The organism is Legionella sp. W05-934-2, from assembly GCF_964199965.1.
Taxonomy (GTDB): domain Bacteria; phylum Pseudomonadota; class Gammaproteobacteria; order Legionellales; family Legionellaceae; genus JAFIFT01.
In genome coordinates this window covers 138,905-165,673 of record NZ_CAXMZT010000009.1, presented here as the reverse complement: position 1 = coordinate 165,673, position 26,769 = coordinate 138,905, and the positions used below count along the sequence as shown (strand labels likewise).

The window sequence follows — 26,769 nt, the reverse complement described above, 5'->3', positions numbered from 1 at the left end:
TTCGACGGATAGTTTCCCTGTGGGCTCCAAGAAATTCTGAAGCTTCTTCAATATTAAAAGTATTCATAAGCAACCCCAGTTATAAGCCTGGCTCTCATGTTGTTTATGGATATTAATTTCGAGAATCAAAAGATAAAGCCTTACAAGTTCACGTTCAAATGAAACATTTGCAGGCATTAATTCAGCAAAATATATTGTGTGTAATTGTCTTATCGAACAGTTTAATAAAGCAGCAATGTCTTTTAAATTATAGTTAGTTGACTCTAATAGATAATTGATGATGTTCTTACAGATCGGTAGCCTAAAGTTATTTTCCACAACGAATACTCCTTTTCAATTTATTCTGTATATAACTACAGAAAACGCCAAAAAATATTTTTTTATCTAAATCGGTTTGTTTATTTGTTACTGTTCATTCAACTTATGTGTATAATAAACGCTAGGTAAACAATACACACAAATATAAACGATAACGTTTATAATAAACAATTATGTTTATTTTGCAAGGTTTTTATATGGATATAAAATTAAAAATAGGGTTAAGAATTAAAGAGTCGCGAAAAAACAAAAAATTCACTGCAGTGCAGTTGGCTGAAGTCACTGGTTTTTCAGCGCAACGAATTAGTAATTGGGAACGAGGAACAAGAACGCCCAGGTTTAAAGATGCAGAAATACTCGGTAGTGCATTGGGTGTTTCTCCAACATGGTTATTATTTTTAGATATTGACCACAAACCTATGAAGGATCATCCCTTCCAAACGATCCCTATAATCAATGCCTCATCTAAAATTGAAGGTTATCTCCCAATACCTTCATCAATTCAAGACAACATAACGCATGATGATTTTGCTTTTATTGTGCACGATAAAAGTATGTCTCCTATTTATAATGCAGGTGACCTAGTTACTTTCTGTAAAGAAAAACAGAACCACTGCGATTTAGTACTGATTCATATTAACGCTACAGAAGAGAACTTATTTAGAAAAATAAGCTCAGAAGACAATACGTTTATATGCTCACCTATCAATCCGGACTGGCCACAAATTCGATTTGAATCAGCATCAATGTTTCAAATAATAGGTTGGGTAAAGAATGGGGCTAAAGTATTTTATTAATTAATGAATAAAGAATTTCCTATCTTTACAATCATTAAGATCTCATCATTTGAAAACCCCTTTTTCAGAACAAGCTTATTTAAAGATATCCCAAATATATCGGATAATGTAACAAGATTGTGTTCTGTACTGCTTAAGATTGTATCAATAACCTGAGTCGCAATACGCTCTCCATTAATAACCTGTTCACTTACAATCTTCATGATTAAAATCCTTATTACGACAACAACAACGTACTTTACTTATTTGACAAGCTTGATTTGATTAGAGCATAATATGTTTGTCATTTATATCACTAAAATCTTTGGCAAATACGCATTTTAATTCAAAATAAAAAGCAACTTAATTAACAAAAAGACTAATATGGAATTTTGTAGGAATTTTACTAGAGTTTGTTGGGATGAAATTAGAGAGGAAGTAAAACGCTCTAATCCTGAGTTTTTTTTCTTAGTTGATGAAATTGCGCCAGGAAAAGATTTCCCACTATATGTTTTTAACTTTGGATATGGTGATTTAATTGGTGATTCTGAAACCTTTTATATTCCGCACCAAGGAAAGCTTCAAACTCTTAATAATTTTTCATCTCAAGAACCAATTACTAAAGACCTCTTTTATGGATTTCACAGTTGTCCATTAGGTCTTGTATTAGATAAGTGCTTTGAATGGTACTTAAGAGGTGATTCAGAAAATGAAACGCATCCTGTTTACATAGATAAGAAAGGGGATTTTTTTAACATTGGACATGTAACCCAGATAAAACCACTTAAACGATACTTGCCTAATGGCATACTGTCTGTAAAAGCTGGGGCACAAACCACTCTTGTAACACAAAACATTGGATGCAAAAGAAGCCATAATCGTCTTATTCGATCTGGAATTGATTGCACCATCCCCAATTCATACCATGATCACAGTGAATTCTTTAAACGAATTTACCAATCTTGCCCTTCTGAAAGTAAGTGGCGGGCCTCCATCGTTTACTTTTCTGAAAAATGGATAGAAAACATTGTTAATAATCCTGAGTGGATCAATATTAATAAATATTTCTTTAAATATTATCTACATTATTATGCTTACACCTACTATGGAGACTATTATCAACATATTTTTAGGGTTGCTTTTGATAAATCAAATTTAGAACGAGATTTTTTTATTCAAGATACCGCTAAATATATCTTTGAAATTCTCATAGGTGAAAAATATGGATTTTCGTTTACCAATACCGATGAGTTCTTGCCTGCATCATGGATAGCCTACGTTTTAAAAGACATTTATAAGCTAAAAACAGACCCCTCTATATTAATACCTAAAAAACATGTTGAAAAAAATCCGGTATATTTTTCCCTTCAACATCCTATTTTTAGACCATACCAAGGGTTGTCTAGAAAAAGAGCAACTCTAATTTCTGAGCTTGAAAATATAAAAATCGTTACAAATAAATATAAAGAATTATTTTCTTCTAGTCATGAAGAATGGGCTGATACAATTCTTGAAGAAAAGGCCAAAAAAGCTCAATTTCTTTATTACCATGGATTTGAGAATAAAAAAAATTGGCTTTCGGACATTGATAATTTATTCCAAAATGACTCTGGAGTGCATCATTTAAGTAATGACACTTTTTGTCAAGATGCGCCTTTTTTTAAAGGATGCATCTCAATAAACAGCTTCTAACCGCTGTGCTCTTTTAGAATTAAATACTAAGAAGGCACTCATGAAACAAAGCAAAGAAGATATTGTCCAAGCACTTTGGGCATTGAAATAATACATTGCTACTCCTGATATGAGAGGGCCAATCATCATGCCTAATGCATATGCGCTGCGCCACGCCCCTATACCTAGGCCACTGTGGTTAGAGCTTCCATATTGATGACATAATGCAACGGAGTACGCCATAAACAACATTTCACCAAGAGTGAATACTAAAAGCGAACAAAACATTCCTAGTATTGTAGAAGACAGGCCCATAGCAAACGTTGACGCCCCTAATAAAATACAGCCGATACAAGCAACTATATGTTTATTGAATCGCTCAATCCTTTTTGATAATTTTACTTGAAATAATGCGATTAAAATGGGATCGGTTGCGAAAAAAAATCCAATGATTAAAGAATTTCCTATTGTTTCGTTTAAGTGAATCCCTAGTACTGTTTTTTGTATCCCATAAGTTAAACCGATGCAAAATACTGAAAATAACATTGGAATAAGCGAGCTATAGACTGTCTCAATTTCTTCTTTATTACTGGGTTTTGCAGCCACATCCTGATTACTGATTTCTAATTTTAGAAAAATAACTATTGAAAACAATATCAAAGTAACGCCGACCAAAGTCATTGCTAATTTAAAATGATTTTGCGCTAAAAGCATTATCAAAACCATTGCCACAATACCACCAGTATTTTCCAGTGCATTTTTATAGGATTGGGCAATCGTTAAACTGTGATTGGTATTTTTTGAAATCTGCAAGAAAGATGAGTTACTGCAAGTGATGAACAAGTTGATCCCAAATCCCATTAACAATACAAAGACAACAGATAAATGAAAAGAACTCACTTTTGCTAGAATAACAAAGGCGACGCCCATGAGTAAGAAACTTGCCCCAATTATACCCTTTGCTTGTGCTTTTCCCGTAACGTATCCACCACATATACTGCCCAAAATAGCTCCAATCCCCATTGAAAAGCCTAAGAAGCCTATATTTAATTTATTAAAATTTGTGCTTACACTAAAAAAATACGCAATATGGTAAGATAGGCCGCCTCCAATAGCCTCTATAAAAGAAAGAGCCAATAATAATTTACAAGTGACTGGTAAATCACTAAAAGAGAACCCTACTTTAGAAGAGCTGACTGTTGAGCTCATTGTAATCCCTCACATTAAATAAAAATTAGATACATCCACTAAACTATGCCACTTGATTTAATAACCTTAATGCATCAGAACTCGGCATTCGTTGTATTTTATCGGGAGGAATATACAAAGTAGACAGTGTTGTTAACTCTTGCCTATCAAGTTGCTCTAAATCAAATTCAGATATCTTTGGATGAGTACCAGGATAAAGAGCAGCTTCGTAAATAACCGCTTTTTTTTCTTTTTTATAGAGTTCGATTAATTTTTTTTTAATAAAATTAAGAGCCTCAAAATTGATTTTATTTGTTGGTAAACCCAGATTTCCAACCATACCAATCTGGTAAATTACTACATGAGAAGAAGGATCTACTACTTTATCATATAGAAGATATTCCGTAGCATCAAAGGATTGGATACCTCCAGATGCGGGATCAAACCTAAGATCGGCATATAAACAATCTTGAGTTGAAATACCAGGGCACACCACTGTTTTAATGCTATCACCAAGCATAGACAAAGCGAGCAAGCCAGGAGTAGCAAACACACATGGATGACCATATATAACAACACATAATGATCGTACATCTTCTATCGCGCTATGAATATATTGTGCAATATTATTATAAGCACTTTCTCTTGATTTAGAGTTAAAGTATATTTCATCCAGTGACTCTGATGATTTCGCTAATTTACGAATATAGCGCTCTAGCAAGGGTTCATTAACTAAGTAGATTACCTTATCACAAGTAGAAATATATCCTTTTGCTTCTTCTGTAATATGAGCTATTGTTTTAATTCCAGTACCAACTAACGCTACAACTTTCACTTAAATCCTTATTTGGTCACTGGAAAAACATGGCTCATATCCGGATACGGGATCACATGGCTCATATCCGAAAAATTCTTTTTATCAGTGATTAACTCCCTGATCTTATGTGTATCTGAGTTTTTATATGATTCAACCAAGCTTTTACTTAAAACCCAATCCTCTAAAGCCACTGTATCAAGGAGTGGATTTTTCACCAATGCCTCAACTGCATCTAATAATTCCATAGTCCCTCCAAAATTTGGCAATCAAAATTTTGCACTATTTATTTTATAAAAATTTAAATCATTATCCTATCAAAAATCAATCATTATCAAGAAATCTTTTATTTCAAATAACATGTCAGTGCATAGAATATCATTACGGATTGACTCATATTATTCCACAAATGTATGTTTTTTTGAACACAAATTATTTTGCGCTTGCCTCAATGTCTACGGTTTTTTTACTTCCTAAATTATTTAATGTTATCCTCCTCAATCATATGATAATAATCAATAAGGACTCTATTTGACGAGTTTACAGATAATATCCCATTTTTTTCCATTTTTTTGGCCGAAAAATAATTTTAAAAAAAAGTTTCGGGTCATATTTTCATTATTTTTGGTTTTCACAACACTCGCCTTAAATTTAATTGTACCCATTTTTTTTAAAGATATAGTAACTGCATTATCCGGTACGATAAGGACATCGAGCATGATGATTATCTCGCTGATCTGCTGTTATGGATTACTCTGGATGCTGGCAAGATGCAGTGAAAAAATTCGCGAGATGCTTTCTTTTGTAAACATAAGTACAACAATTGCGGATTATAGTACTCATGTCTTTGCACACCTTCATGCTTTAAATTACAAATTTCATCTGGATAAGGAAACCGGAAAAATAACCAGCGCTATCAGTCGCGCACAGCTTGCAATCGCGATGCTTATCTCGAACATATTGTTTCGGATTGTGCCTGTTTTTTTAGAAATTCTCTTCGCTTTTTTAATCATTTGGCACTTCTATGGCTTAAGCTATGGCCTCTATCTAATTATTATTTTGGGAATCTATCTTGTTTTTAATGGACTCACTCAAAAAAAATCCACAGTCCTGCAAAAAAATTGTAGCATTGCTGAATTAAATGTAAGTTCCGCAATTACCGACAGCCTACTCAACACAGAAACTGTAAAATACTACAACAGTCAAACCGTAGAACATAAAAAAATAGACCAATTTTTACAAGAAAGCGTTCATGCAAATACAGCATTATTTAGTGGAAACGGTACATTTTTGGTGATACAAACACTCATTATTGCGGGGGGTCTTGCCTTTTTGTCCTATAAAGTAGGGTACCAAATTTTAATTGGACAGTTAAAAATTGGTGACTTTGTCCTGATTAATGGCTATTTATTACAGTTATTTGAACCTTTAAGCGAAGCTAGTGTGCGTTGGCGAGATACCAAAAATGATTTATCCAAAATAGAATATTCAGCCTATTTATTAGATCAAACCGATGAAGTTGAACAAGACCATCCTGATGCAAAACCTTTATTCATTACCGGCCCGCATGTTCACTTTAAAAACGTCACTTTCGGTTACCAACCAGAACACCCCATTTTAAAAAATGTAAGCTTCGAAGCTCCACCCGCAAAGATGACAGCTATTGTGGGACCCAGCGGATCGGGTAAATCAACGATTGCACGATTATTGCTGGGATTATTTGAAGTCACTCAGGGACAAATACTCATAGATGACCAGGATATTACTGCTGTGAGCAAGCATTCATTACGCCAACAAATCGGAATTGTTCCACAAGAAGTTCTACTCTTCAACAATACGTTGAGGTTTAATCTCTGCTACGGTGCTCTAAATATCTCCGAGCGTGAAATCAATAACGTAATCCAACTGGCGCACTTGGAAGAGATGGTAAAAAACCTCCCCAAAGGAATTGAAACCAACATCGGTGAAGGGGGTTTTAAATTATCAGGAGGAGAACGCCAGAGGATTGGAATAGCAAGATGTTTATTACGCAACCCGAGTATTTTGTTATTTGATGAAGCAACCGCATCGCTCGACACGCAGACTGAAAAAAATATCCAGGAAAATATTGAGGAAGTTACAAAACATACCACCAGTATAGTCATTGCACATCGTTTGAGTACGATTATTCATGCTGACAACATTCTTGTTTTACAAGACGGAGAAATCGTAGAAGCTGGAACGCATCAAGAATTAATCGAGAAAAAGGGATTATATTACTCCATGTGGAATAGCCAGCAGCAAAAGAGTGCATCATGATGAATGAAAGTTTACCCAGCATTAAAGAAACTATCTACTATCTTTGGCCTTGCGTTTGGACAAAGAACAGCCTAAGAGGAAAAATTCACGTTGTCTTGGCTCTCTTATTTATATTGATTTCCATTGCACTAAATTTGTGTGTCCCCATTTTTTTAAAAGAAGCCATTAATGCACTCTCTGGACATGCCCTATTTTTAAACAGCACCCCTTTAGTCATCATTCTGACTTATGCATCGGTTTGGGGTGCATCCAAAGCTTGTATCACCCTCAGTCAAGTAATAGCTTTTCCTGTAGAATTAGAAGGGGCGAGAAAATTTTGTTTAGAACTTTTTGATCACGTACAAGCGCTTTCCACAAAATTTCATAGAGAACGTAAATCAGGCGAAATTCTTACAATCATAGAACGTTCACACTCGTCTGCTGTTGATCTTATTGGTCGACCTATTGTGATGATATTGCCGGTTCTTATAGAAATAATTTTTGCTATGATTTTTTTGAGCTATTTTTATGATCTTTTTTTTGGATTGGTTCTATTGTTGATGCTGGTTTCTTATATCTTGCTAAGCTATTACACCGCTCAATGGATTGTAAAATGCAGAATGAAGCAAAACAATGAAGATGCATCTGCAAACGCCTATCTGGTGGAAAGCCTGTTGCATGCGGATACCGTGAAATATTTTAATACTCAACAGGATGAAATCAATACAGCTGCTCAAAAATTACAAGAAAAGGCCTGTGCAGATACTCGAGCATTAAATGCCGATGCAAAAATTCATCTTATGCAAAATGTCATTGTCGGTATGTGTGTTATTATTATGCTCTTACTTGCTGGCAGCCGAGTCATTGCAGGGAGCATGAATGTCGGAGATTTTGTACTGGTCCATGGCTATTTATTCATGTTCATGCTGCCATTATCCATGCTAGGCTATCGAATTCGTGTTACCCGAGATGATTTAGCTCGTTTTCAAACCGCGATTCAGTTGCTGAAAATTCCTATCGATATTCAAGACCAACCCAATGCCAGAACACTTAAGTACAAAGAAGGAAAAATCCAATTTGATCACGTCCATTTTACTTATAATGAACATCGAAAAATTCTTGATGACGTTAGCTTTATAGTTGAACCCGGTACCACTACTGCAATCGTTGGATCCTCAGGATCCGGCAAATCCACTCTCGCAAGATTAATCTTTCGGCTTTACGATTTGAATTCGGGGAGTATTCAGATTGATGGGCAAAATATTAGCAATATCCAACATGCATCACTCAGAGCAATACTCGGTATTGTTCCTCAGGAAACTGCTTTATTCAATGATACCTTAAGAAATAACCTGATATATGGAAATCCGCATGTCACTCATGATGAATTGGCGGATGCAATACAAGCAGTACATCTTGACAGGTTCGTGGCAAAACTGCCTGATGGGTTAGAAACCAGAGTTGGTGAGCGCGGATTAAAATTGTCTGGTGGCGAAAAACAGCGAGTGGCCATCGCTAGAATGCTGCTTAAAAAACCTAAAATTTTTATTTTTGATGAAGCAACATCTTCACTGGATATGAAAACAGAGAAAGACATTCAGACCTGTCTCAAACAGATATCGATCAACACAACAACACTTATTATTGCACATAGACTTTCTACAGTAACGCATGCAGATAATATTCTGGTACTCGCTAAAGGTGTGATTATTGAGCAAGGTACCCACAATGAACTACTAAATCAAAATGGTGCCTATGCTCAATTGTGGAAAGCTCAAAGTCAAAATAAAATTGACACAGGGTCTATTAATGGCTTTGTTCCTTAGCTCATTATCCTCCGAAAAATACCTCTATATTTTGAGGAGGATAATGCTTGGTTATGCTGTGACACCAATGGAGGCGGCATTATGAATATAAAACAAAACGACACATCAACCACTCCCCCTATTTTATATGGTACAGCATGGAAAGAAGATGACACAAAACGTTTGGTGCTCCAGGCACTCAACTCAGGATTTCGAGGGATTGATACTGCCAATCAACGTAGGCATTATTTTGAAGAAGCCGTGGGTGATGCAATTGATCAATTTTTAACAACTAGTCAAAAAACACGCAGTGATTTATTTCTACAAACAAAATTTACCTCTGTACATGGCCAAGATCATAGAAAACCTTATGATGAATTTGATTCATTGACCAACCAGGTCAAGCAATCCTTTGCAAGCTCACTAGAACATTTACAGACAGACTACATTGACGCCTATATACTTCATGGCCCTTCACTATCTCATGGAATAATCGATGCAGATTTAGAAATTTGGCAGGCCATGGAAGAGCTGGTGTGTAGTAGAAAGGTAAAGTTTCTCGGCATTTCTAACGTTAATATGGCACAAGTTGAAGAACTATATAGAAAAGTCTCTATAAAGCCGTCGTTTATACAAAATAGATGTTTCGCCATAACACAATGGGATCAAGACGTTAGGACATTTAGTCAAAAAAACAAGATTATCTATCAAGGATTTTCTTTGCTCACTGCGAATCAGCGGTATTTATTAAACCCTCACATGCAATCACTTGCTGTAAAATATGATAAAACCATCCCGCAAATTATATTTCGCTTTGCAAACCAAGTGGGGATATTGCCTTTAACCGGCACTACAAATCAACAACACATGGATAATGATTTAAACATATATGACTTTGAGCTTACACAAGAAGAAATTCAATATATAGAAAATATAGGATTATAAGTGAACCAATATGACCATTAAAATTGAAACACCAAGGATGCTTTTGCGTTTAATTAAGGATGAGGACTTAGATCAAGTTGCTCAGCTTCATGCAGACCGAGAAGTTAGAAAATTCTTTCCTGATGGAACACAAGATCGCGAGCAGACTAAGCGAAGAATAAAACAGATTATGAACCTTTATGGAGATAAAGGATTGCCTGGTTTTGTTATATTCAATAAGGTGACTCATGAATTCATTGGACGATGTGGATTTGGGCCAATTGAAACAGGGGAAATTGAAGTTGGATACCTTATTGTAAGAAAATTTTGGGGTATGGGTTATGCATCTGAAGCACTAGAGGCACTTCTTGAATGGAGTAAAATAAATATCAATTCTGATTATATTATTGCTTTTGCGCCACTCAAACATAGTGCATCACATCGAGTAATGGAGAAGTGTGGTATGGAATATTATAAAGATGAACTTGGTCATGGTGTTGAGTGTAAATTTTATCGTTCCAAAAATAAATAATTTATAAAACAGGTCAATTAGCATGACAAAAATTACAACAGATGAAGCCGCGTTAAAATTAGCTGTACTTATTGATGCTGATAATGCTCGAGCAGTTATTATTGATGGTCTTTTAACTGAGATTGCTGGTTATGGAGATGCTATCGTAAGGAGAATTTATGGCGATTTCACCTTACCATCTAGCGCACAATGGAAAAAGGTATTGCATAAATACGCTATAAAACCAGTACAGCAGTTTGCTTTTACTTCTGGAAAAAATGCAACAGATAGTGCACTTATTATTGATGCTATGGATCTACTTTATACGCATCGTTTTGGTGGTTTTTGTATCGTGTCAAGTGATAGTGATTTTACAAGTCTTGCTAACCGTATTCGTGAAGAAGGGTTGCAAGTTTTTGGATTTGGAGAAAAAAAAACACCAGAGGCATTTCGTAATGCCTGCAATAAATTTATTTTCACTGAAGTACTACGCCCTGTAGCACCACCTGATCAATTAATTAGCCAGTCAAAAAAGAGAAAGCAGCCTGTTAAACAAGCAAAAGCTAATGAACCCTCAGCACAAGAATTTCCAAAAGAATTTATTCTAGAAGCATTAAATAACTCATACGATGATACTGGTTGGGCATACATAGGAACATTTGGTGGCTATTTAACTAAGTTAAAACCAGACTTTGATTCCAGGCTTTATGGTTTCAAAAAGCTGAGTGATTTGGTTAAGGGAAAACCGGAGATTTTTGAAACGGAAGAACGAGTCAATCCTGGATCGAACACAAAAGTTTTATATTTACGTGGTAGACAAGAATAACGTGGAAATAATTAATGAATCTATTAGAAAAAATTGCAGCATTAGAAAATGAAGCTACTGAATTTGGTTTTCAGTGGGAAACGACCGATCAGATTATGACTCAAATCCAAAGTGAGTGTATTGAAGTCGATGAGCATTTAAAAGCAGGAATTAATGATAACTCATCTGCTTTGCAGGAAGAAATAGGTGACCTATTGCATGCCGTGTTTTCACTGTGTGTATTTTGTAAATTAGATCCCAAAGATACACTACAACAAACCTTAGAAAAATTTGAGCGGCGGCTTCGCGCTGTCAAAATGATTGCTCATGAAAAGAAACTCATTAATTTGGAAGGACACACTTTTGATGAGTTGATGTCTATCTGGAAACAAGCAAAGAATAGAGTGGGTTAAACCGGGAGATCATGGTGTAAATTGATAGCTAAAATTTAGATTCGGCATTAAATCACAAACACGCAATTGATCCGCGCTTAATAAAAAATAGTCAGATTCACATAAAACTTGATCTGAGAATTAATGAACAAGACAACTCTAAAAAAGAAAACAGCACACCTTTCGCAACTGGTTGCAGTATGTGTAACTCATTGTATTTATTGAGAATAAAGCCATATTTGCAAAGGGTGACTGCAAAATTTTAAATGTTGGCTAATTAGTAATCAAAAAGCAGTATGCAAATGTGCATCAAATTTAAATTTAATGTGCATATTGTCTTATGCAGATCTGCATACTACCAGTAGTAACCAGTTGAAATATATAGCCTAATATGATCTAATTGAAATTAGGGTTGGCGTGCACGGATGCATCAGCCAGACATCCAACATCATCGCAAAAAGAGGTTATATTATGGCTCGAATTACTGTTACCTTACCTGACAATCTCCATGAGCAAGTGCTTAAAATAGCTGGTAAAGAGAATGACTCGCTCTCTTATACGACAACAAGGCTTGTTGAAATTGGACTCATGGTCATGAGCAGCAAGGCTGAAAATAAAGACGAGAAAAAAGCCAGTGACATCGAAGAGTATTGCCAAAAATTAATTATTCAGATTAATGGAATTGTTAAAGAAATCGCCGTTGATAAATTTAATTTTGATAATGATAAAATCGCTCAAATTACCAATGACACCCTGAGCAAATTTAATAAGGTTAAAGGCATTCAACAGGAATCTTTATAATCATGAAATCTACAAATTAGATATGTCTGAACTCCTGTGATTCATTAATAAGATTCTTGCTTTGGATAATGGATCACATCGTGAAAAGAAGCATTTTCAGATGTGGTGTTTCGGTAGCCATGTGGTTGATGCGCATTGAACCGAATCCCCTCACCCTTGCATAAGGATTTCCAGATGCCATTTACTAAGAGCTCCATTGTCCCATCCACCACAATAACATGTTCAATAACACCATGCTCATGTGGCGGTGACAAATGCTCGCAGCCTGGTAATAATTCAATGACGAATAGTTCAAAATTTAATTCATTATCAAAAGGGAACAGCGGCATTATACGAATTTTTTCATCCATGGCATGAAGCTGTTGGGGTTGGCCTGCACGATAAATAGGGCTGTTAAAATCAGTACTAATATCCTCAATAAATGAAGAAAAAGATGTATGGAAACCACTGGCAATTTTCCATAGGGTTGCAATTGAGGGGCTAGACTCTTCACGTTCAATTTGCCCTAACATGGCTTTACTTACCCCTGTCTCTAACGCGGCTTTATCTAAACTCCATCCTCGATCGCGACGTAAGCCTTTTAAAGTTAGAGAAATGTGTTTGTTTATATCTTTCACTATTCACCTATTTTAGAAACATCTTGTGCGTTATGGCGCACAATGCTATTATAGCTAATTATGCGTTATAACGCACAAAATGTGAAGTTACAATGATTGGAGATGTATCATGTCAGAAGAGAAATTTAAAAATAAATTAGTGGCTGTTCTTAATAAAAGTATAGACAACGGTAAGGTAATGAATGCCTTAGCCCATATGTGTATTGGTTTAGGTTCTGCTATTGGTAAATCAGAATTACGTTTAACTGAATACAAAGATGCTGATGGTGGTTCTCATCCATTCATTTCGGAAATACCTTTTATTATTCTCTCAGAGAATTCAAACAAAATTAGAAAGCTACGAAATGAAGCTATTGAGAATCATATCATTTGTAATGATTTTACTGACACGATGACCATTGGTACTTACAAAGAACAGATTGAAAGAACCTTACAAGTAAGCAATGAGGAGCTTATTTATTATGGCATTGTTTTATTTGGTGACTGGGATAGGGTAACTGAATTGACAAGAAAATTTTCTTTATGGAAATAATTTTTCTGAGGCTAATATGATTAATGAACATATGAAATTGAGTAATAGCGCAAAGATAGTACAAGATGTCTTGTTGAACAAAGGTTTAGCATTTGAAGTTGTAGAGCTATCATCTAGCACCCGCACTGCTAAAGATGCAGCTACTACAATAGGATGTGAAATAGCTCAAATTATCAAGTCACTGCTATTTCGTACAGAAAAAACTAATCGACCTATTTTAATTCTCGCTAGTGGTATAAATCGTGTAAATGAGAAAACAATTGAAAGATTAATCAGCGAAAAAATAATTAAAGCCGATGCAAATTTTACACGAGAAATAACAGGATTTGCGATCGGTGGTGTACCGCCAGTTGGGCACAAACAAACAATAAATAACATTTTTATAGATGAAGATTTGCTGAAATTTGATACATTATGGGCCGCAGCTGGAACGCCTAATGCCTTATTTTCTCTACATTCTAGTGATCTTGATGGGTTAACGGGTGGAAAAATAGTTTCAATTAAATAGGCGTGAACATGAGAAAAGTATTTTGGGATAATCCATATCAACGTAGCTTAACTACCAGTGTTTCATTAGTCAGTGCTAATCGTATTTTATTAGAAGAGACCATAGCATTTTCTTTTTCAGGGGGACAAGAAAGTGATAAAGCTTATATTAATGGCCTGGAAATCACTAATTCTGAAATAGAAGGCAACCTTATTTATTATACCCTTCCAGAAAAACACGGGCTTTCTGTTGGTGATAAAGTATTGATGGAAATCGATTGGCCTAGAAGATATAGGCTAATGCGCCTACATTTTGCTGCTGAGTTAGTTCTTGAGTTAGTGACACGAAAGTTAAGTATAGAAAAAATCGGCGCACATATTGCCGAAACCAAGGCCAGGATAGATTTCATTTATGACAAGAGCATTACTTCTATTTTAGACAGCTTATTGACTGAATATAATGTAATTATTGCAAAAAATGAGACAATTAAAACCGGATTTTCAGACGTTGAGAACCAAAGACGTTATTGGGAGATTGACGGCTTTTCCAAAGTTCCTTGCGGCGGGACGCATGTTAAATCGACTGCGGAAGTGGGTTATATCACTCTGAAGAGAGTTAACATTGGTGGCGGGAAAGAGCGAATTGAGATTAGGCTTGTAAATGACGGGATTAATTCCATAGAGCACTAATTAATTTAAAAAATCTCTTAAATTTGACAAAAACACCAAAAACCTCATAAAATTAACAGGTGATTTTATAATCAGTATAGGTTATGTTTTAAATGAACAGAATTAACAATAGCTTATTAAGTCGAGACTTAATAGCCGCTCTTAAAGCGGTAAGCTATTCTTTTGCTAAAATCACCACCTTCACCAATACCCCTTAGGGGTCTATTCGCCTGATCACACATATCTATTTTTCAAATCCAAATCTGTTTAGAACAATTAAAACAGATTGTATTTAGGTCCTTGGTGGAGATTATATAATGGAACAACACAAATCAGATAACAACGAATTATTAAAAATACGTCATTCATGTGAACATATTTTAATGGAAGCAATGGAGAAGTTATATCCTGGCATTATAAAAGCTTCGGGTCCAGCCACAGAAGATGGATTTTATTTTGATTTTGAATTACCTGAAGGTCTTAGAGTATCCGAGGCCGATTTTCCAGTTATTGAACAGGAAATGCAGCACATTATCGATAAAAATCACTCTTTTCAGCGGAAAGAAATGAGCTTAGCAGAGGCCAGACATCTTTTTGAAAACAACGTATATAAACAAGAATGGCTTGATGAAATTGAAAAAAAGAATAGTATTCCATCTGTATATTGGACAGGTACACATGACAATGCATACTATGATTTATGTGCAGGGCCGCATGTTGAGCATACAAGAGAAATAAAAGCATTTAAACTCCTTTCTATCGCAGGTGCTTATTGGCGCGGCAATAGTAATAACAAAATGTTAGTACGACTCTATGGTACTGCATTTAAAACTCAAAAAGAGCTTAAGCACTATCTCTTTAATCGTGAAGAGGCTAAAAAACGTGATCATAGAAAACTTGGCAAAGAGTTGGGTTTATTCACATTTTCACCCGATTTGGTTGGACAAGGCCTCCCCTTATGGCTGCCTAAAGGAACTATTTTAAGAGATGAACTCGAGGGATGGGCACGACGAGTAGAAGCAGAGCATGGGTACCAACGTGTGGTAACTCCTATTATAGGAAAGGAAGCACTCTATGAATGCTCAGGTCATTTAGCTTATTTCAAAGAAGATATGTATGCTCCGATTACGATTGATGATGAACGCTATTATCTGCGTCCTATGAATTGCCCTCATCACCATCAAATCTATAAGAGCGATAAACGCTCCTATCGGGATCTTCCATTTCGCATTGCCGAATACGGCAATGCATTTCGATATGAGGCTAGTGGTGCTCTATCAGGATTGATGCGCACAAGGGGTTTTTGTCAAAATGATGCTCATATTTATTGCAGAGTCGATCAGGCTGAAGAAGAATTTGCGAATGTTTTAAGACTGTATCTCTATTATTTTAAAATATTAGGCATTCAAGATTACTATCTACGTCTTTCAAAGCCCGATTTGAGCCAAGGCGATAAATACATTAATAATCCTGAGCAATGGGAAAAAGCTCTAATTATAGTGCGCAAAGCAATGCAACAAGTAGACTTTCCTTTTGTTGAAGTAGACGGGGAGGCAGCATTTTATGGGCCTAAAGTAGATGTGCAGATCAAAAGTGCGATTGGCACGGAATACACTATTAGCACAAATCAATTGGATTTTTTGACTTCAGAGCGCTTTGATCTTAACTACGTTGGCGAAGACGGAGAATTACATCCAGTCTATGTAATACATCGTGCGCCACTAGGTTCTCATGAGCGGATGATAGCCTATCTTATTGAGCATTTTGCAGGGGCATTTCCTGTATGGTTATCTCCGACGCAAGCAATGATCGTATCTGTTTCAGATAAGCAGGTTGAGTACTGCACAAACATTTATAAACTTCTTTTGCAACATGGGATTAGAGTTGAGCTTAATTTAGCGAGTGAGACAATGAGCTATAAGATTCGAAGTGCTGTGATACAAAAAATTCCTTACATCGTGATAATCGGTGATCACGAGGCAACATCCCAAACAGTATCCATCAGAGATCGAAAGGGAGCTCAGAAGAACAACTTGTCAGTAGATACATTTATTCAAGAAATGTGTAAGGTCATTAAGAGTAAATCACTTGAATTGTGGGATTAACTGATTAAAAACATTGGAATTAAGTAGATGAAGCCTTTTGTCCTCTTCAGGGGTGTAAGGCAATTAGTGAATCAACTTAATGGTACATTGGTTAAACTAAATGGGGTTAACTATGCAAAAAATAAATCTTAAAAACAAATTAAGTTTGTTTAATGACTATTGGTCGCCAAGAATAGTAGGCGACCTGAATGATTCACATGTTAAGCTTGCAAAATTGAAGGGTGAATTTGTATGGCATAAGCACGATGATGAGGATGAACTTTTTTTTATCCTTAAAGGCAATCTCTTATTAAGGTTTAAAGATAGAGATGTTCACTTGCAAGAAGGTGAATTTATTATAGTCCCCAAAGGGGTTGAACATTTACCAATAGCTGAAGAGGAGGTTCATGTCATGTTTATCGAGCCAAAAACAACGTTAAATACAGGTGATGCTCTAAGTGGACTTACAAAAAAAGATCTGGAGCGCATTTAAGCTCTATAGCTGATTTTGATTAAAGTACCCCCCCAAGTTGCCTCATAAATAAAATAAGTGAACTGATGCTATAATTTAGGTTGAAAATCATTCTATTGAGTGCTGTGGTGCTTTATGCAAGAGCGAAGAGAACAACAGGAATTATTAATGAGACAACTGCTTGATGATGCGAATATTCCTGCATTATCGTTAGGTTGGTATCAAAAAGAAAAAGGCACCCGCCATGCCGTGGCTTACGGACAGGCTGACACATTAGCACCCAGCCCTGTTGATACAAATACGCTATTTCAAGCAGCATCCCTAAGTAAGCCCGTATCAGCAGCTATTATTTTAGATTTAATTGACCAGGATAAAGATAAGCCCGATCAGCATAAGGATAAATGGACTTTAAATACCCCTCTCTTTAAATACGATCCCGAATTTGGGCCAGAAGAACTTCGGAAAGACCCGAATTATAAAACACTTACAATTGGTATGATTATTGGACAATGTTCTGGTCTAGCAAACTTTGGCCAAGATGGTGATGATGGAAAAAAATTTATCGCAGACCCTGAAAGTCGATTTACCTATTCAGGTGTTGCACTTGATTTTTTAAAGAAGGTCATTGAGAAAAAAACGGGTAAAGAATGGGAAGCAATTGCGCAAGATTTTTTTAAAAAAGCAGGCATGGAGAATTCTACCTTTAAGAGGTTGTTGCCAGGCGGCCGTCTCCATGATACCCCCCGAGACGTTGCCAAAGCGCACGTAGCAGATCCCCCTAATGGCCCCCTTGCCCCTTTACCGCCATTGCCAGACGATGCAAAAGGGATCCCTGCTGGATCGATGCTTACAAACGCAGAGGACTATATCACCTTTCTACAGTATTGCTTTAAAAATAAGTACCTTAAATCAACACTGTTGGAAGGTTTTCTATCAAAACTCCCCCCAACGTTGTCCCCCGAGACGTCACGAGTCAAATGGGGTTTGGGGATGGGGGTTTATAGTGAAGGTGACCCCGAAAAACCGGAAAAGACAATTGCCTTTCATTGGGGGAATAATAAAGGCTCTATTTCATTTTGTGCTATGGACATGGCAACTGGTGATTGTGTGGTTAGTTTTGCAAATTCACTAAACGGACCGTCTGTGTTTCAACAGGTAGCAGAACCTATTGTTGGTGATATGAAGCCCTTGTTTCAATGGTTATCTAAGTATTGTAATTTTAATGATGTAAACCGACCCGAAAAAACAGATGCTATTGCCGCAAAAGTTCTTTCGATTCACTTATTAGCAGACGTTGAACCCCAAAAACCTACGGACAGTATGCAAAAAATGATCCTGCTCATGCCCTCTACTTCTAAACCAGGATTAAATTCAGTTGAATCGCAAGAGCAATCGGCCAGCGTAAAAGCACCAGATCCACAAGAAATCAGGGAAGAAGGTGATGAAAAACAAAAATTTGGAGAATTCAACCCCACACCATTTTCTACTTCTCAAGACCCTTACAAATAACCATACTACCAACAACAGTTCTTTCGTAAAAATATTGTAAAATTCCATCAAAAAGAACTAAAATAAGCTAATTTCACATATAATTCTCTTATTATTACAAATTTGAAATTGGTTTTCTTCATGAAAAAAGTCAAAGAAAAACATCAGCCCGTCCCCGAACCAACTACAACAGGTGAACCAAAAATCTCTTCAGCTGCACTAACATTACAACTATTGAACAAAGAAAAAGAGAAAAACAAAGAGGCAGAAAAAAAAGAGTCTGCTGCTGAAGCAGCAAAAGTACGCTGTAAGACTTGCTTTAAAGAAATCGCACCTAAGCGCCTTTGTTCCGGACATGGAGGTGGTGGTGGCGGAGGTGATAGTGCCACCTCTGGTAAGACATCTGAGGAAAAAGCGAGTCCTGGTGAAGATAAGTCTCTAACTAAACCACGCAAAGTAGTTGAGACCACAGATGAAATGATAGGCGAGTTTGGTTCAGAAGAACTTGATTCAAAGTCTAGTTTTGACCCAGAAATAATTGCGGAGTTGATAGCCAAAGGACTATTACTGGTTGATAGTGATCGCGAATCAATGACCCTTACCATTAAATTGCTTTGTGAGCCTAATGTATTAACTCAAGAACAAAGAGAAGAATTAAAAAAATTCATGGAAGCGATTATAAAAGAATTTAATGAGTTTAAAGAAGAAAATCATCTTCCCGATGATTGTATGAAAATGATTCAAGATGAGAAAGGAAACATACTTTCTCTTCGTATTACCATGCCCACATTAGCCTTATACGATGCATTTATCCAACGGCTAGCAAATAATTTAGTGCCCATACCCAGTCCGAAAGCACAAGAAAAGGATGAAGTCAGGAAAGATCAAAGTCTTGCTCCAAATCCACTTTCGATGGAACCCAAGCCTTCTAATAAAGATAAACCCTCTAAACGAGAAGAAATTGAGCCTAATAAGGATATAGAACCTAAAAAGGCAAAGGAAGAGGAACAAAAAATCTTTAACCCATCTCCCTTCAATATGAAACCTTGGTAAAATGAGTGTGAATAAAAGTAAGACAATTTTTCATTCGCACTCATTAAAAATTATGGATCCAAGAAAAAATAACATAGAATCCTTTCATAAAAACCTCACTTATGTCCAAGCAGATACAGCGATGCAATTACAACTTAAATTATTCAAACACCTGTGATATCAAGTGGATGACTTGTTTTTCTCAGAATCTTTAAATATTGCTTCTGCTCTTTTTTGCTGTTCAAGAAGTTTGCAGTAATGTTCTCGCGTAGAAGCATCGCTAGCATTTTGGCACAGCCGTTTAAACGTTTCTATGCTCTTACTTTCTTGAGCTTGACCTGCAAAAATCACCATCGGAAAACACAATAAAATAAAAATCAATTTTTTCACAACCACATCCTTAATAAATAAAACAATATTCCAGATAGGTTCCTATAGGGAACCGATCTTGGTTCAGACTAATACAATGGCTTCATCAATACAACTTTTCTCCTCGTTTTTTCATCACTATGTGATTCCGAATTTATTCGAGGTGATGCAAATGATGGAGCACATATTCAAACAATACTTATAGACAATCCAACCCTCAGTTAACAGTGCACCGACATCTGATCAGGAAGCAGTGGAACTGTTGAAAAAAGCGGGGCTCCAAAAATCCAACCGTGAATTTGAGCATATTGAAATTATTGACATTATTTGCAATGAACAGCTCGCTATGCGCTGGAGACCATTTACACCGACTCATCATTTTTCAGCAACTTCTAACTTTGAAAACTCCCGCTTATGGAATTGGCCGAGACGATCATGTGAATCCTTATTTTATCCTATGACCAAAGGAATTCCATGTGAAGCCTTCCCTTTAAATTTAAAAAAAGCAAATGATCTTAATGAGCTGCAAACTTCTATAAAGGAAATAGCTAAGTTTGAGGATCAAAAATAATTATTTGAATTCAAGTATTAAACACAATAAATAACTACCGTATATTTTAGGGTTGATATTTTGAAATAAATTCAACATATTATTTCTAATTGAGCAATCGGGCTGCACGCGATTGCTCAAAATAATCATATAAACCCTTCCTATACAAGTTAAGATGAGGTAGCGTTATACTTGAGGGTTCTTCAAACGGAGTCTTAAAACTCCATGTCTACTTCGTGATTTATTTTTATAGATGGGGATTTACTTGGAGTAAATGAGCCAGTTTTTTCTAATGCCTGATTACTTCTATTATATGCAGCAACTAGTTGATTTATGTTCCTGCTATTGTCAACGATTTCGGTGTTTTCTCTAATAGAAATGATTTGGGAATCATTTAGTTTCATTGACTTCATTTGTGCGATATTGACAATTTTTTCAGGGATTGTCATTGGTTTAACAATCGTTGATGACGTAATTCCAATATCCTTGCTTATCAGTTGTTTTTGGACTTCTGAAATCCCTTTACTCAAATGAATATCGTTCCAGTCCGTTTTTACTTTTTCTTGTAACTTATTAGGGAATACTGCCCTAGCGTTTAGATTATTTTCTTTATAGGCGTCGATTGTTTTTTCAACGGCTTGTAGTGATTTAGCGAAATTTCCATCGTTATCACCCGCAATAATAATTTCTTTTGCAGTGAATTTTTTGATGATTGGAATTAAATTTTTCATATTTGAAACGCCAAAGGAACAGAGTACGGTGGCTTTACTGTCCGCAAGGGCGATTGATGCGCCTGTTTCAAATCCTTCGGCGACATAAAGGAGGGATCCTTGCATTCCTTTTTGAATAATTCCGCAACTGCCCTCCATGATTCCTTTTGATAACTTTGGCTTTTCCATGAATTTATTTTTACTGGCCGTCCTGCTATCCAAGTAAATTCTTTGAACTCCTGTTATTTCATTTTTTTCATTCCGTGCAGGAATGATTAAGGCTGGAATTTTGTTGATTTTATCTGCCAGAACTCCATCCTCATTGCAACTCCTCCATTGGGAGCCTGCTGGCCAAAAACGTACATCTAATTTATCAATAGCATCGATTCCACGATGTTGTTTTAAATATTTTTCAGCTAATGTCCCTTTTGCCTGAACAGAGCTATCCCAGATGCTTTTTGCTGAAATAATTTTGTTTCGCCTTTCCGTGTCGATAGATTTTTGTAATTCTAGTTGATTAACTTTGGATGGCATTATTTTATTAAAAGGCTCATCCAATTGATGTATCCCTGCCAAAGTGGCTGTTTGAGAGAGTGCTTCTTTAAAGGACAAATTATCTCTTTTCATAATCGCTTGAATTGGGGCGCCTCCCACCCCGTCACTAAAGTCATGCCACAACCCTTTGTCTTTACCTTTCAAGCTTACAATCAGGCCGCCATCGTAGCGTAATTCCCTAGAATTCTTTGTTTTTGGCTCACCCCAAATTGCTGTATAGGTGTTTTCAGGATTTACCATTAGGGATTCATTAATGATTCTGGCATCCAAAAATTGGGATGATTTTTGTAATTTCTGTAAGACTGGGTTGACTGATTGGTCTGATTTTTGGGCGATTATTTCCGGTTTAAAATCATAGAGAGTTTCTAGGTCTTTATTAATTGCTTTTACCGATACCACATTTAACGGGTATTCTTGTAAGGCCAGCTGATATCCCTTCCCTTGTTCAATCTGATTGATATGAGAGCAAAGAGATGACCAGTTCTTTTTCCAGGCTGATACTGCTTTTACAGAATCAGCGTTTGTAATACTGACGTATTGGGTGGACAGTGTGTGCATGACCTCATTGAGATCCTTTATTTCCCGCAGTTTTATTTGATGGTTGCCCGCTTGCGTTAATAGTTTTTCTTTGTTGCCTTTTTCATAAGACAAAATTAAATCAAGAAACGGTGAGTCTTTCAGTTGGTGAGCTAGGTAATCGCGTTTGGAGGAATGAGTGATTGCTTCTGAAATCAGCTTGTTATTTTGCAAGTTCCCATTTGCCTTATTACAATGCACCTGCTGCCAGTGCCTGTAAGCCTGAGTGCTAGCCATTTTGTAACTCAGAAAGTATCGATAGTCTTTTTTCTCAGCAGAAGATAGGTTGCTTAATCGTTCCAGCCGGTCAGTAACTCGCAGATATTTACTAATAATTTTCGTATCAAGATGTGATTCTTTAATAAAGGGATAATGTCCCTTGATGTCGTTTTTAATCTCATTAATGGCTGCGAGACGGGTTTTGAAATTTCCTTTGCTTGCCATAAATTGTTTTATGTTTTCACTATACTGGTGCTTTTCTTTTTGCGCAGTTAGCTTTGCCAAATCCAATTTGAAATAGGCCGCTATTTCAGGAGTGCCCTTGTTTTGCATTAACTCATGAGCAAGCGCATTACGAGAAGTTAATAATTCGATGGATTTGAGATTAACACTATTTGCAGTACCTTTTTCTGCTTCTTTAAGACTTGCTGACCAACTTTCTCTAAGTTCTAACTGTAGTGTTTTATAAGCTTTAAAGTTATCAAATGCTAATCTTCCCTCAGCATTTAATCCATTACGAAACAAGCGGTCAGCATGAAATCGCGCATCGTTATTAATGGACATCCATAATGTTTCAGGTTTTTGTTTCAGTTCTTTGGCATGGGTTAAGACAAAAGCGTGAGATGATTTGGCTTCTCTTTTAATTTGAGCTGCGAGTTTTTCTTTCTCTTCACCGTGGGCATTTAAATACAGAGAAACATTGGTTCGAATCAAATCCCTTGTTGCGTGCTTGCCAAGTGATTCCAGTCGACTTTGAGCTTTTTTTATTTCCTTGCCATATTCATGCTGCGGCAATCCGATCCGATTCAGCTCACCAATGGAAAAATGCTGCAAATAGGGTTTGTAATGTTCAAGATCCTTACTTATTAAAAAAGCTAGTGAATTTCGTTTGGCCGTAAGTTGTTGTAGATCTCTTTTATTCTGGTTTGAAATATCATTCTCAATGCCCTGTTCAAGCTCATGGGCTTTGATATGCTGGCTTCGTTTGAGAATTTGTTGGTTCAAAGCTACGTAGTGTCTGACCGTTGAAAAGTGCTGACGTTCTGATACTGGCAGTGAGTGAAACAACTTTGAAGTTTGAAAGCGCAAGGCTTCACGTCGATATGTACTGACACTAAAGCCCAGACGCTCTTTGGCAAGGCGATAGAGTTTTTGGTCATTTACAATGGTATAAGCTAATTTGGCGGCTTTTCGTTCTTGCCCTTGTTGTTTGCATTGAAGATAGGACTCTACTGTATGTTCCAGATCTTTCCAGCCTTGTTCTTTAGATAATTTTTTTTCAATGGCATTTTGTAAGGCAAAACTGTTTTTGTGATCTTTAAAGCGCGTCTCATGGGCTTTCAGGGTAGCTGAGCCAACCATATCCATTGAGGAATACTTATCACTATCATTGGTAGTAATAGCTTTGACCAAATGCTCTTTGTCATCGGTGACCACTATCATTTCACAAATACCCCGTGTTGTTTCCACGTAATAATTTTGTATTGTGGATGCAAAACGATTGAAGCTTTCAATAAGTCCAAGACCTCTTTTTTTATCTTTTCCCTGCGTGGCATAGGTTGTGAGTACATAGCCATGGTCAATATGGCGTAATTCTTTTGCTTGATGTTGTAAGTGAAGAGTTTGATTGTCTTCAGTGGTGATGATGATTGCCTCTTTAGTGATTTCTTTGATGGTTGCTAATTCAGAATTGCGAATCCCCTTGTCTTCACTATTGCGTTTCCATTGGATTTGATCACCTGCCATAATACTCAGCATTTCTTGGCGATATATTTCAACTGGCCGTTCCAAGTCTTTATTTTCAGTTTTAAATTCAGGTAGCGAAGATAACTTGAATGTGATGGTTTGACCATTTTCACGATTAAGAGAAAGCGTATTATTTTTCTTGTGTGCGTTAGTCACTAGTCCAACAGTTAAATAATCACCTGCTTTAATGTTGTATCGCGGGTTTGTATTGTTAAAACGAATGATATCGTTCTGGCTATAATAGGCCGCGTTTCTAAGCTTAATGCTAGTTAAATTGCGCTCTTTTAAAATGGGTTGCAGGTGCTCTTGTCCGGTTAATGCTCCTTCTTTAATTAATGTATTTCGTAAAATCAGGGTGATATCCTGACGATTCTTGTGCGTTGGCGCAAAACAAAGCGTGTTTTGACGTTCCTCGGGTGTAAATGACAACCATTTACTCGCAAGATAGTCGACTCGTTTCAAATATGTATCAGCTGTTTTGACAAAGGTTAATTTTTCAACGGCATCATAGATCTCACCCCGCCCCGCATGAATAGCCGATTCTTTTAATTCCATGTCTTTCTGGCGAAGATTATCTGTCATGGCAACGGTTTTAATCCCATAATCCTGAATGACAGAGAATAGTTTCCCGCTGGATGGGGCTGGAAGCTGGGCTTTATCGCCAATGATTTTTAATTGGGTATTAAACTGCTCGGCCAGTTTGATGATTTTATGTCCCTGTGGATTAGACAACATGGAAGCTTCATCTACCACAAATATCGTTTTGCTCAAGTCCTGTTTCTGATTTTGTAAACGGCCTAACTCTCTTGCAAAAGTAGAAGCATTTAAACCTCCTTTATGGCGCAGTTCATTGGCGGCTGCCGAGCCTGCCGTAATACCGCGAAGCTCATATCCTTGAAGAGATGCTAATTCGCGGGTTAAACGTAACATCGTGGTTTTACCAGTCCCAGCATACCCTTGAATGGCAATAAATCTGTCTGTTGAAGTTAGAAAGGTTGTCATTGCTTTTTTTTGTGAAGGAGACAAAGCAAATGCCATCTCCTGTTCTTTTGCTTTTATAAAATCATTGACTTTTTGTTTTGAGCAAATAGCCGAAACGGCACCTTTACCATTTTCAATACGCTGGATGGCCTCGCTCTCTAACGTCAATTGCCAAGGTGTTGTCAGTAAAGGCTTTTGTGTAAAAGGATGTTTGGCTGTATACAGATTTTGATCAGCAATGTTTTCTGCAATAGCTTTATTAATTAAGGTTTCATCGATTATCTTGTTGCTGGCAATTACATATTTTAGCGCTTCTTTTTTGAGTTCCCTTTCCTCAAAAACTGCTTGCTGTTGACTGATTGACTCAATAGCCACATAAACAGATTCTCTGGCATGATTCATTTCGATGTTGTCCTTACCATAAAAGCGCTCAATAATATTTTCTTTTAAGGTTTGAAACAGATTTTGTTGAGGCTTATACGATGAGGCCACTAATTGATGTGGATCAAAGCCCATCTCCTGGCACTCTTTAATGATGTCTTCTTTCCATTGATCATAATCAATGATTTCTTTATCCAATTTTGTTTTTTGAGCCGCAATCGAGGACGCTTTGGCACCACTCCAGCCTTTTTCATCGAGTAATGCTTCGATGGATTCCCTTCGTTTTGAAAAATGTGTTAGTACTTGCTCGGGTGCACCCTGAATTTCCCACAAACCATCACCATCAGAAACTAGCTGATATCCAAGTTCTTTGGTTAAATTTGCTAATTTGTTGCGAAATTTAAGCCCACCATAAATATGGTGTTTCATGATTTGTTCAACCACTCCTTTTTGACTATCCATGTCACTGGCAAGTGAACGCCACTTACCATCTGGACAGTGGGTCATATTTTGAACTACCAGGTGTGTATGCGAATTAGGATCATTGGCGCGAGAGCTTGGTTGACGAAAAGCAGCAATTACTAAATTTTTGGTGTCGATGTATTCAATTTTGCCGTCAACGAGTTGCCTGGCTTGTGCAAATTCCTTCTCCATTTCTTCAACGAACCATTCAACAGCCTTATCAAACACCTCTCCAAGTCGTGGGTCAGCACCACTTTCAAGTAAAATGGAAAAAGATTTTGGGGCAGTCAAGGTCATATCAAAACCGGGGCGATGATGAACACCGTCCTTATCGATTCGACCAAGTTGAGTACCATCCGGCAATGTACCTTTAAGAAGGGCTAACATCTGTTCTTTTTCTACTGTTTGCCCGTGGATCCCAAGAATTTTCGCTCCATCCCCTAACCAGCGCACACTTTTAGAATCATTTTCATAATAATTGACGACATCCAGATAATACGATGCTGCTCCATCAGCACTGTCTAATGGCTGAAGACTTAACATGCTTACCCCTTATTT

24 protein-coding genes are annotated in these 26,769 nt (G+C 36.7%); 17 read left to right on the top strand and 7 right to left on the bottom strand.

Features of this window, described 5'->3' with window-relative positions:
- Nucleotides 1-491 precede the first annotated feature (491 nt).
- Entirely contained in the window at nucleotides 492-1,115 is a 624-nt protein-coding gene (locus AB3348_RS11520; RefSeq protein ID WP_052673935.1) for a helix-turn-helix domain-containing protein, read from the top strand.
- On the opposite strand, the gene AB3348_RS11515 is transcribed toward AB3348_RS11520, so the two are convergent.
- Nucleotides 1,112-1,318 (bottom strand): hypothetical protein, encoded by a 207-nt coding sequence (locus AB3348_RS11515; RefSeq protein ID WP_021436844.1) that lies wholly within the window; start codon nucleotides 1,316-1,318, stop codon nucleotides 1,112-1,114. The genes AB3348_RS11520 and AB3348_RS11515 overlap by 4 nt on opposite strands.
- A gap of 160 nt (nucleotides 1,319-1,478) precedes the next feature.
- On the opposite strand from AB3348_RS11515, the gene AB3348_RS11510 reads away from it, so the two are divergent.
- Complete coding sequence (locus AB3348_RS11510; RefSeq protein WP_131775087.1) at nucleotides 1,479-2,786, top strand: hypothetical protein; 1,308 nt, start codon at nucleotides 1,479-1,481, stop codon at nucleotides 2,784-2,786.
- Here the strand turns inward: AB3348_RS11510 and AB3348_RS11505 are convergent.
- From AB3348_RS11505 to AB3348_RS11495, 3 genes are read right to left on the bottom strand one after another with little or no spacing between them, the layout of a single operon-like run.
- Nucleotides 2,769-3,974, bottom strand: a complete 1,206-nt coding sequence (locus AB3348_RS11505; protein WP_045096110.1) for an MFS transporter — start codon at nucleotides 3,972-3,974, stop codon at nucleotides 2,769-2,771. The genes AB3348_RS11510 and AB3348_RS11505 overlap by 18 nt on opposite strands.
- Nucleotides 3,975-4,017: 43 nt before the next feature.
- Nucleotides 4,018-4,788 (bottom strand): SAM-dependent methyltransferase, encoded by a 771-nt coding sequence (locus tag AB3348_RS11500; RefSeq protein WP_052673936.1) that lies wholly within the window; start codon nucleotides 4,786-4,788, stop codon nucleotides 4,018-4,020.
- An 8-nt stretch (nucleotides 4,789-4,796) separates the two neighbouring features.
- Nucleotides 4,797-5,015, bottom strand: a complete 219-nt coding sequence (locus tag AB3348_RS11495) for a hypothetical protein (RefSeq protein WP_015444251.1) — start codon at nucleotides 5,013-5,015, stop codon at nucleotides 4,797-4,799.
- Nucleotides 5,016-5,298: 283 nt separating this feature from the next.
- Between AB3348_RS11495 and AB3348_RS11490 the strand changes: the two genes are divergently transcribed.
- From AB3348_RS11490 to AB3348_RS11460, 7 genes are all read left to right on the top strand, one after another.
- Nucleotides 5,299-7,065 (top strand): ABC transporter ATP-binding protein/permease, encoded by a 1,767-nt coding sequence (locus AB3348_RS11490; RefSeq protein WP_367607733.1) that lies wholly within the window; start codon nucleotides 5,299-5,301, stop codon nucleotides 7,063-7,065.
- Nucleotides 7,062-8,870 (top strand): ABC transporter ATP-binding protein/permease, encoded by a 1,809-nt coding sequence (locus AB3348_RS11485; RefSeq protein WP_010947777.1) that lies wholly within the window; start codon nucleotides 7,062-7,064, stop codon nucleotides 8,868-8,870. The genes AB3348_RS11490 and AB3348_RS11485 overlap by 4 nt, the downstream gene beginning before the upstream one ends.
- An 81-nt stretch (nucleotides 8,871-8,951) precedes the next feature.
- On the top strand, nucleotides 8,952-9,794 hold the full coding sequence (locus tag AB3348_RS11480) for an aldo/keto reductase (protein WP_045096112.1): 843 nt from the start codon (nucleotides 8,952-8,954) through the stop codon (nucleotides 9,792-9,794).
- A 10-nt stretch (nucleotides 9,795-9,804) separates the two neighbouring features.
- Nucleotides 9,805-10,305 (top strand): GNAT family N-acetyltransferase, encoded by a 501-nt coding sequence (locus tag AB3348_RS11475; RefSeq protein WP_010947779.1) that lies wholly within the window; start codon nucleotides 9,805-9,807, stop codon nucleotides 10,303-10,305.
- 22 nt (nucleotides 10,306-10,327) lie between these two features.
- Nucleotides 10,328-11,110: an NYN domain-containing protein gene (locus tag AB3348_RS11470; RefSeq protein ID WP_010947780.1), complete on the top strand. Its 783-nt coding sequence runs from the start codon at nucleotides 10,328-10,330 to the stop codon at nucleotides 11,108-11,110.
- A 14-nt stretch (nucleotides 11,111-11,124) separates the two neighbouring features.
- Nucleotides 11,125-11,502: a MazG nucleotide pyrophosphohydrolase domain-containing protein gene (locus AB3348_RS11465; protein WP_045096113.1), complete on the top strand. Its 378-nt coding sequence runs from the start codon at nucleotides 11,125-11,127 to the stop codon at nucleotides 11,500-11,502.
- A 450-nt stretch (nucleotides 11,503-11,952) separates the two neighbouring features.
- Nucleotides 11,953-12,282, top strand: a complete 330-nt coding sequence (locus AB3348_RS11460) for a hypothetical protein (RefSeq protein ID WP_231865835.1) — start codon at nucleotides 11,953-11,955, stop codon at nucleotides 12,280-12,282.
- 44 nt (nucleotides 12,283-12,326) lie between these two features.
- Here AB3348_RS11460 and AB3348_RS11455 read toward each other — a convergent pair whose 3' ends face one another.
- On the bottom strand, nucleotides 12,327-12,899 hold the full coding sequence (locus AB3348_RS11455) for a helix-turn-helix domain-containing protein (RefSeq protein ID WP_045096114.1): 573 nt from the start codon (nucleotides 12,897-12,899) through the stop codon (nucleotides 12,327-12,329).
- A gap of 109 nt (nucleotides 12,900-13,008) precedes the next feature.
- Between AB3348_RS11455 and AB3348_RS11450 the strand changes: the two genes are divergently transcribed.
- The 7 genes from AB3348_RS11450 (at nucleotide 13,009) to AB3348_RS11420 (ending at nucleotide 19,683) form a co-directional block, all read left to right on the top strand.
- Nucleotides 13,009-13,431, top strand: a complete 423-nt coding sequence (locus tag AB3348_RS11450; protein WP_367607732.1) for a DUF2000 domain-containing protein — start codon at nucleotides 13,009-13,011, stop codon at nucleotides 13,429-13,431.
- A gap of 16 nt (nucleotides 13,432-13,447) precedes the next feature.
- The gene (locus tag AB3348_RS11445; protein WP_367607731.1) at nucleotides 13,448-13,939 is read left to right on the top strand and encodes a YbaK/EbsC family protein; all 492 of its coding nucleotides are present in this window, start codon (nucleotides 13,448-13,450) and stop codon (nucleotides 13,937-13,939) included.
- 8 nt (nucleotides 13,940-13,947) lie between these two features.
- Nucleotides 13,948-14,607 (top strand): alanyl-tRNA editing protein, encoded by a 660-nt coding sequence (locus AB3348_RS11440; protein ID WP_045096116.1) that lies wholly within the window; start codon nucleotides 13,948-13,950, stop codon nucleotides 14,605-14,607.
- A 296-nt stretch (nucleotides 14,608-14,903) separates the two neighbouring features.
- Nucleotides 14,904-16,691 carry a threonine--tRNA ligase gene (thrS, locus tag AB3348_RS11435; RefSeq protein ID WP_367607730.1) on the top strand — a complete coding sequence of 596 codons (1,788 nt, stop codon included), beginning with the start codon at nucleotides 14,904-14,906 and terminating at the stop codon, nucleotides 16,689-16,691.
- Nucleotides 16,692-16,803: 112 nt separating this feature from the next.
- Entirely contained in the window at nucleotides 16,804-17,163 is a 360-nt protein-coding gene (locus AB3348_RS11430) for a cupin domain-containing protein (protein WP_045096118.1), read from the top strand.
- A gap of 147 nt (nucleotides 17,164-17,310) precedes the next feature.
- Nucleotides 17,311-18,651, top strand: coding sequence for a serine hydrolase domain-containing protein (locus AB3348_RS11425; protein WP_367607729.1), 1,341 nt, complete (start codon nucleotides 17,311-17,313; stop codon nucleotides 18,649-18,651).
- Between the two features lie 120 nt (nucleotides 18,652-18,771).
- A complete protein-coding gene (locus tag AB3348_RS11420; protein WP_045096596.1) occupies nucleotides 18,772-19,683 on the top strand; it encodes a hypothetical protein in 912 nt (303 codons plus the stop codon).
- A gap of 159 nt (nucleotides 19,684-19,842) precedes the next feature.
- Here the strand turns inward: AB3348_RS11420 and AB3348_RS11415 are convergent, their stop codons facing one another.
- Nucleotides 19,843-20,052: a hypothetical protein gene (locus AB3348_RS11415; RefSeq protein ID WP_045096597.1), complete on the bottom strand. Its 210-nt coding sequence runs from the start codon at nucleotides 20,050-20,052 to the stop codon at nucleotides 19,843-19,845.
- Nucleotides 20,053-20,293: 241 nt separating this feature from the next.
- Here AB3348_RS11415 and AB3348_RS11410 point away from each other — a divergent pair, with 241 nt between their 5' ends.
- On the top strand, nucleotides 20,294-20,602 hold the full coding sequence (locus tag AB3348_RS11410) for a hypothetical protein (RefSeq protein WP_367607728.1): 309 nt from the start codon (nucleotides 20,294-20,296) through the stop codon (nucleotides 20,600-20,602).
- Nucleotides 20,603-20,796: 194 nt separating this feature from the next.
- Here the strand turns inward: AB3348_RS11410 and traI are convergent, their stop codons facing one another.
- Nucleotides 20,797-26,754, bottom strand: a complete 5,958-nt coding sequence (gene traI / locus AB3348_RS11405) for a conjugative transfer relaxase/helicase TraI (RefSeq protein WP_367607727.1) — start codon at nucleotides 26,752-26,754, stop codon at nucleotides 20,797-20,799.
- Nucleotides 26,755-26,769 lie beyond the last annotated feature (15 nt).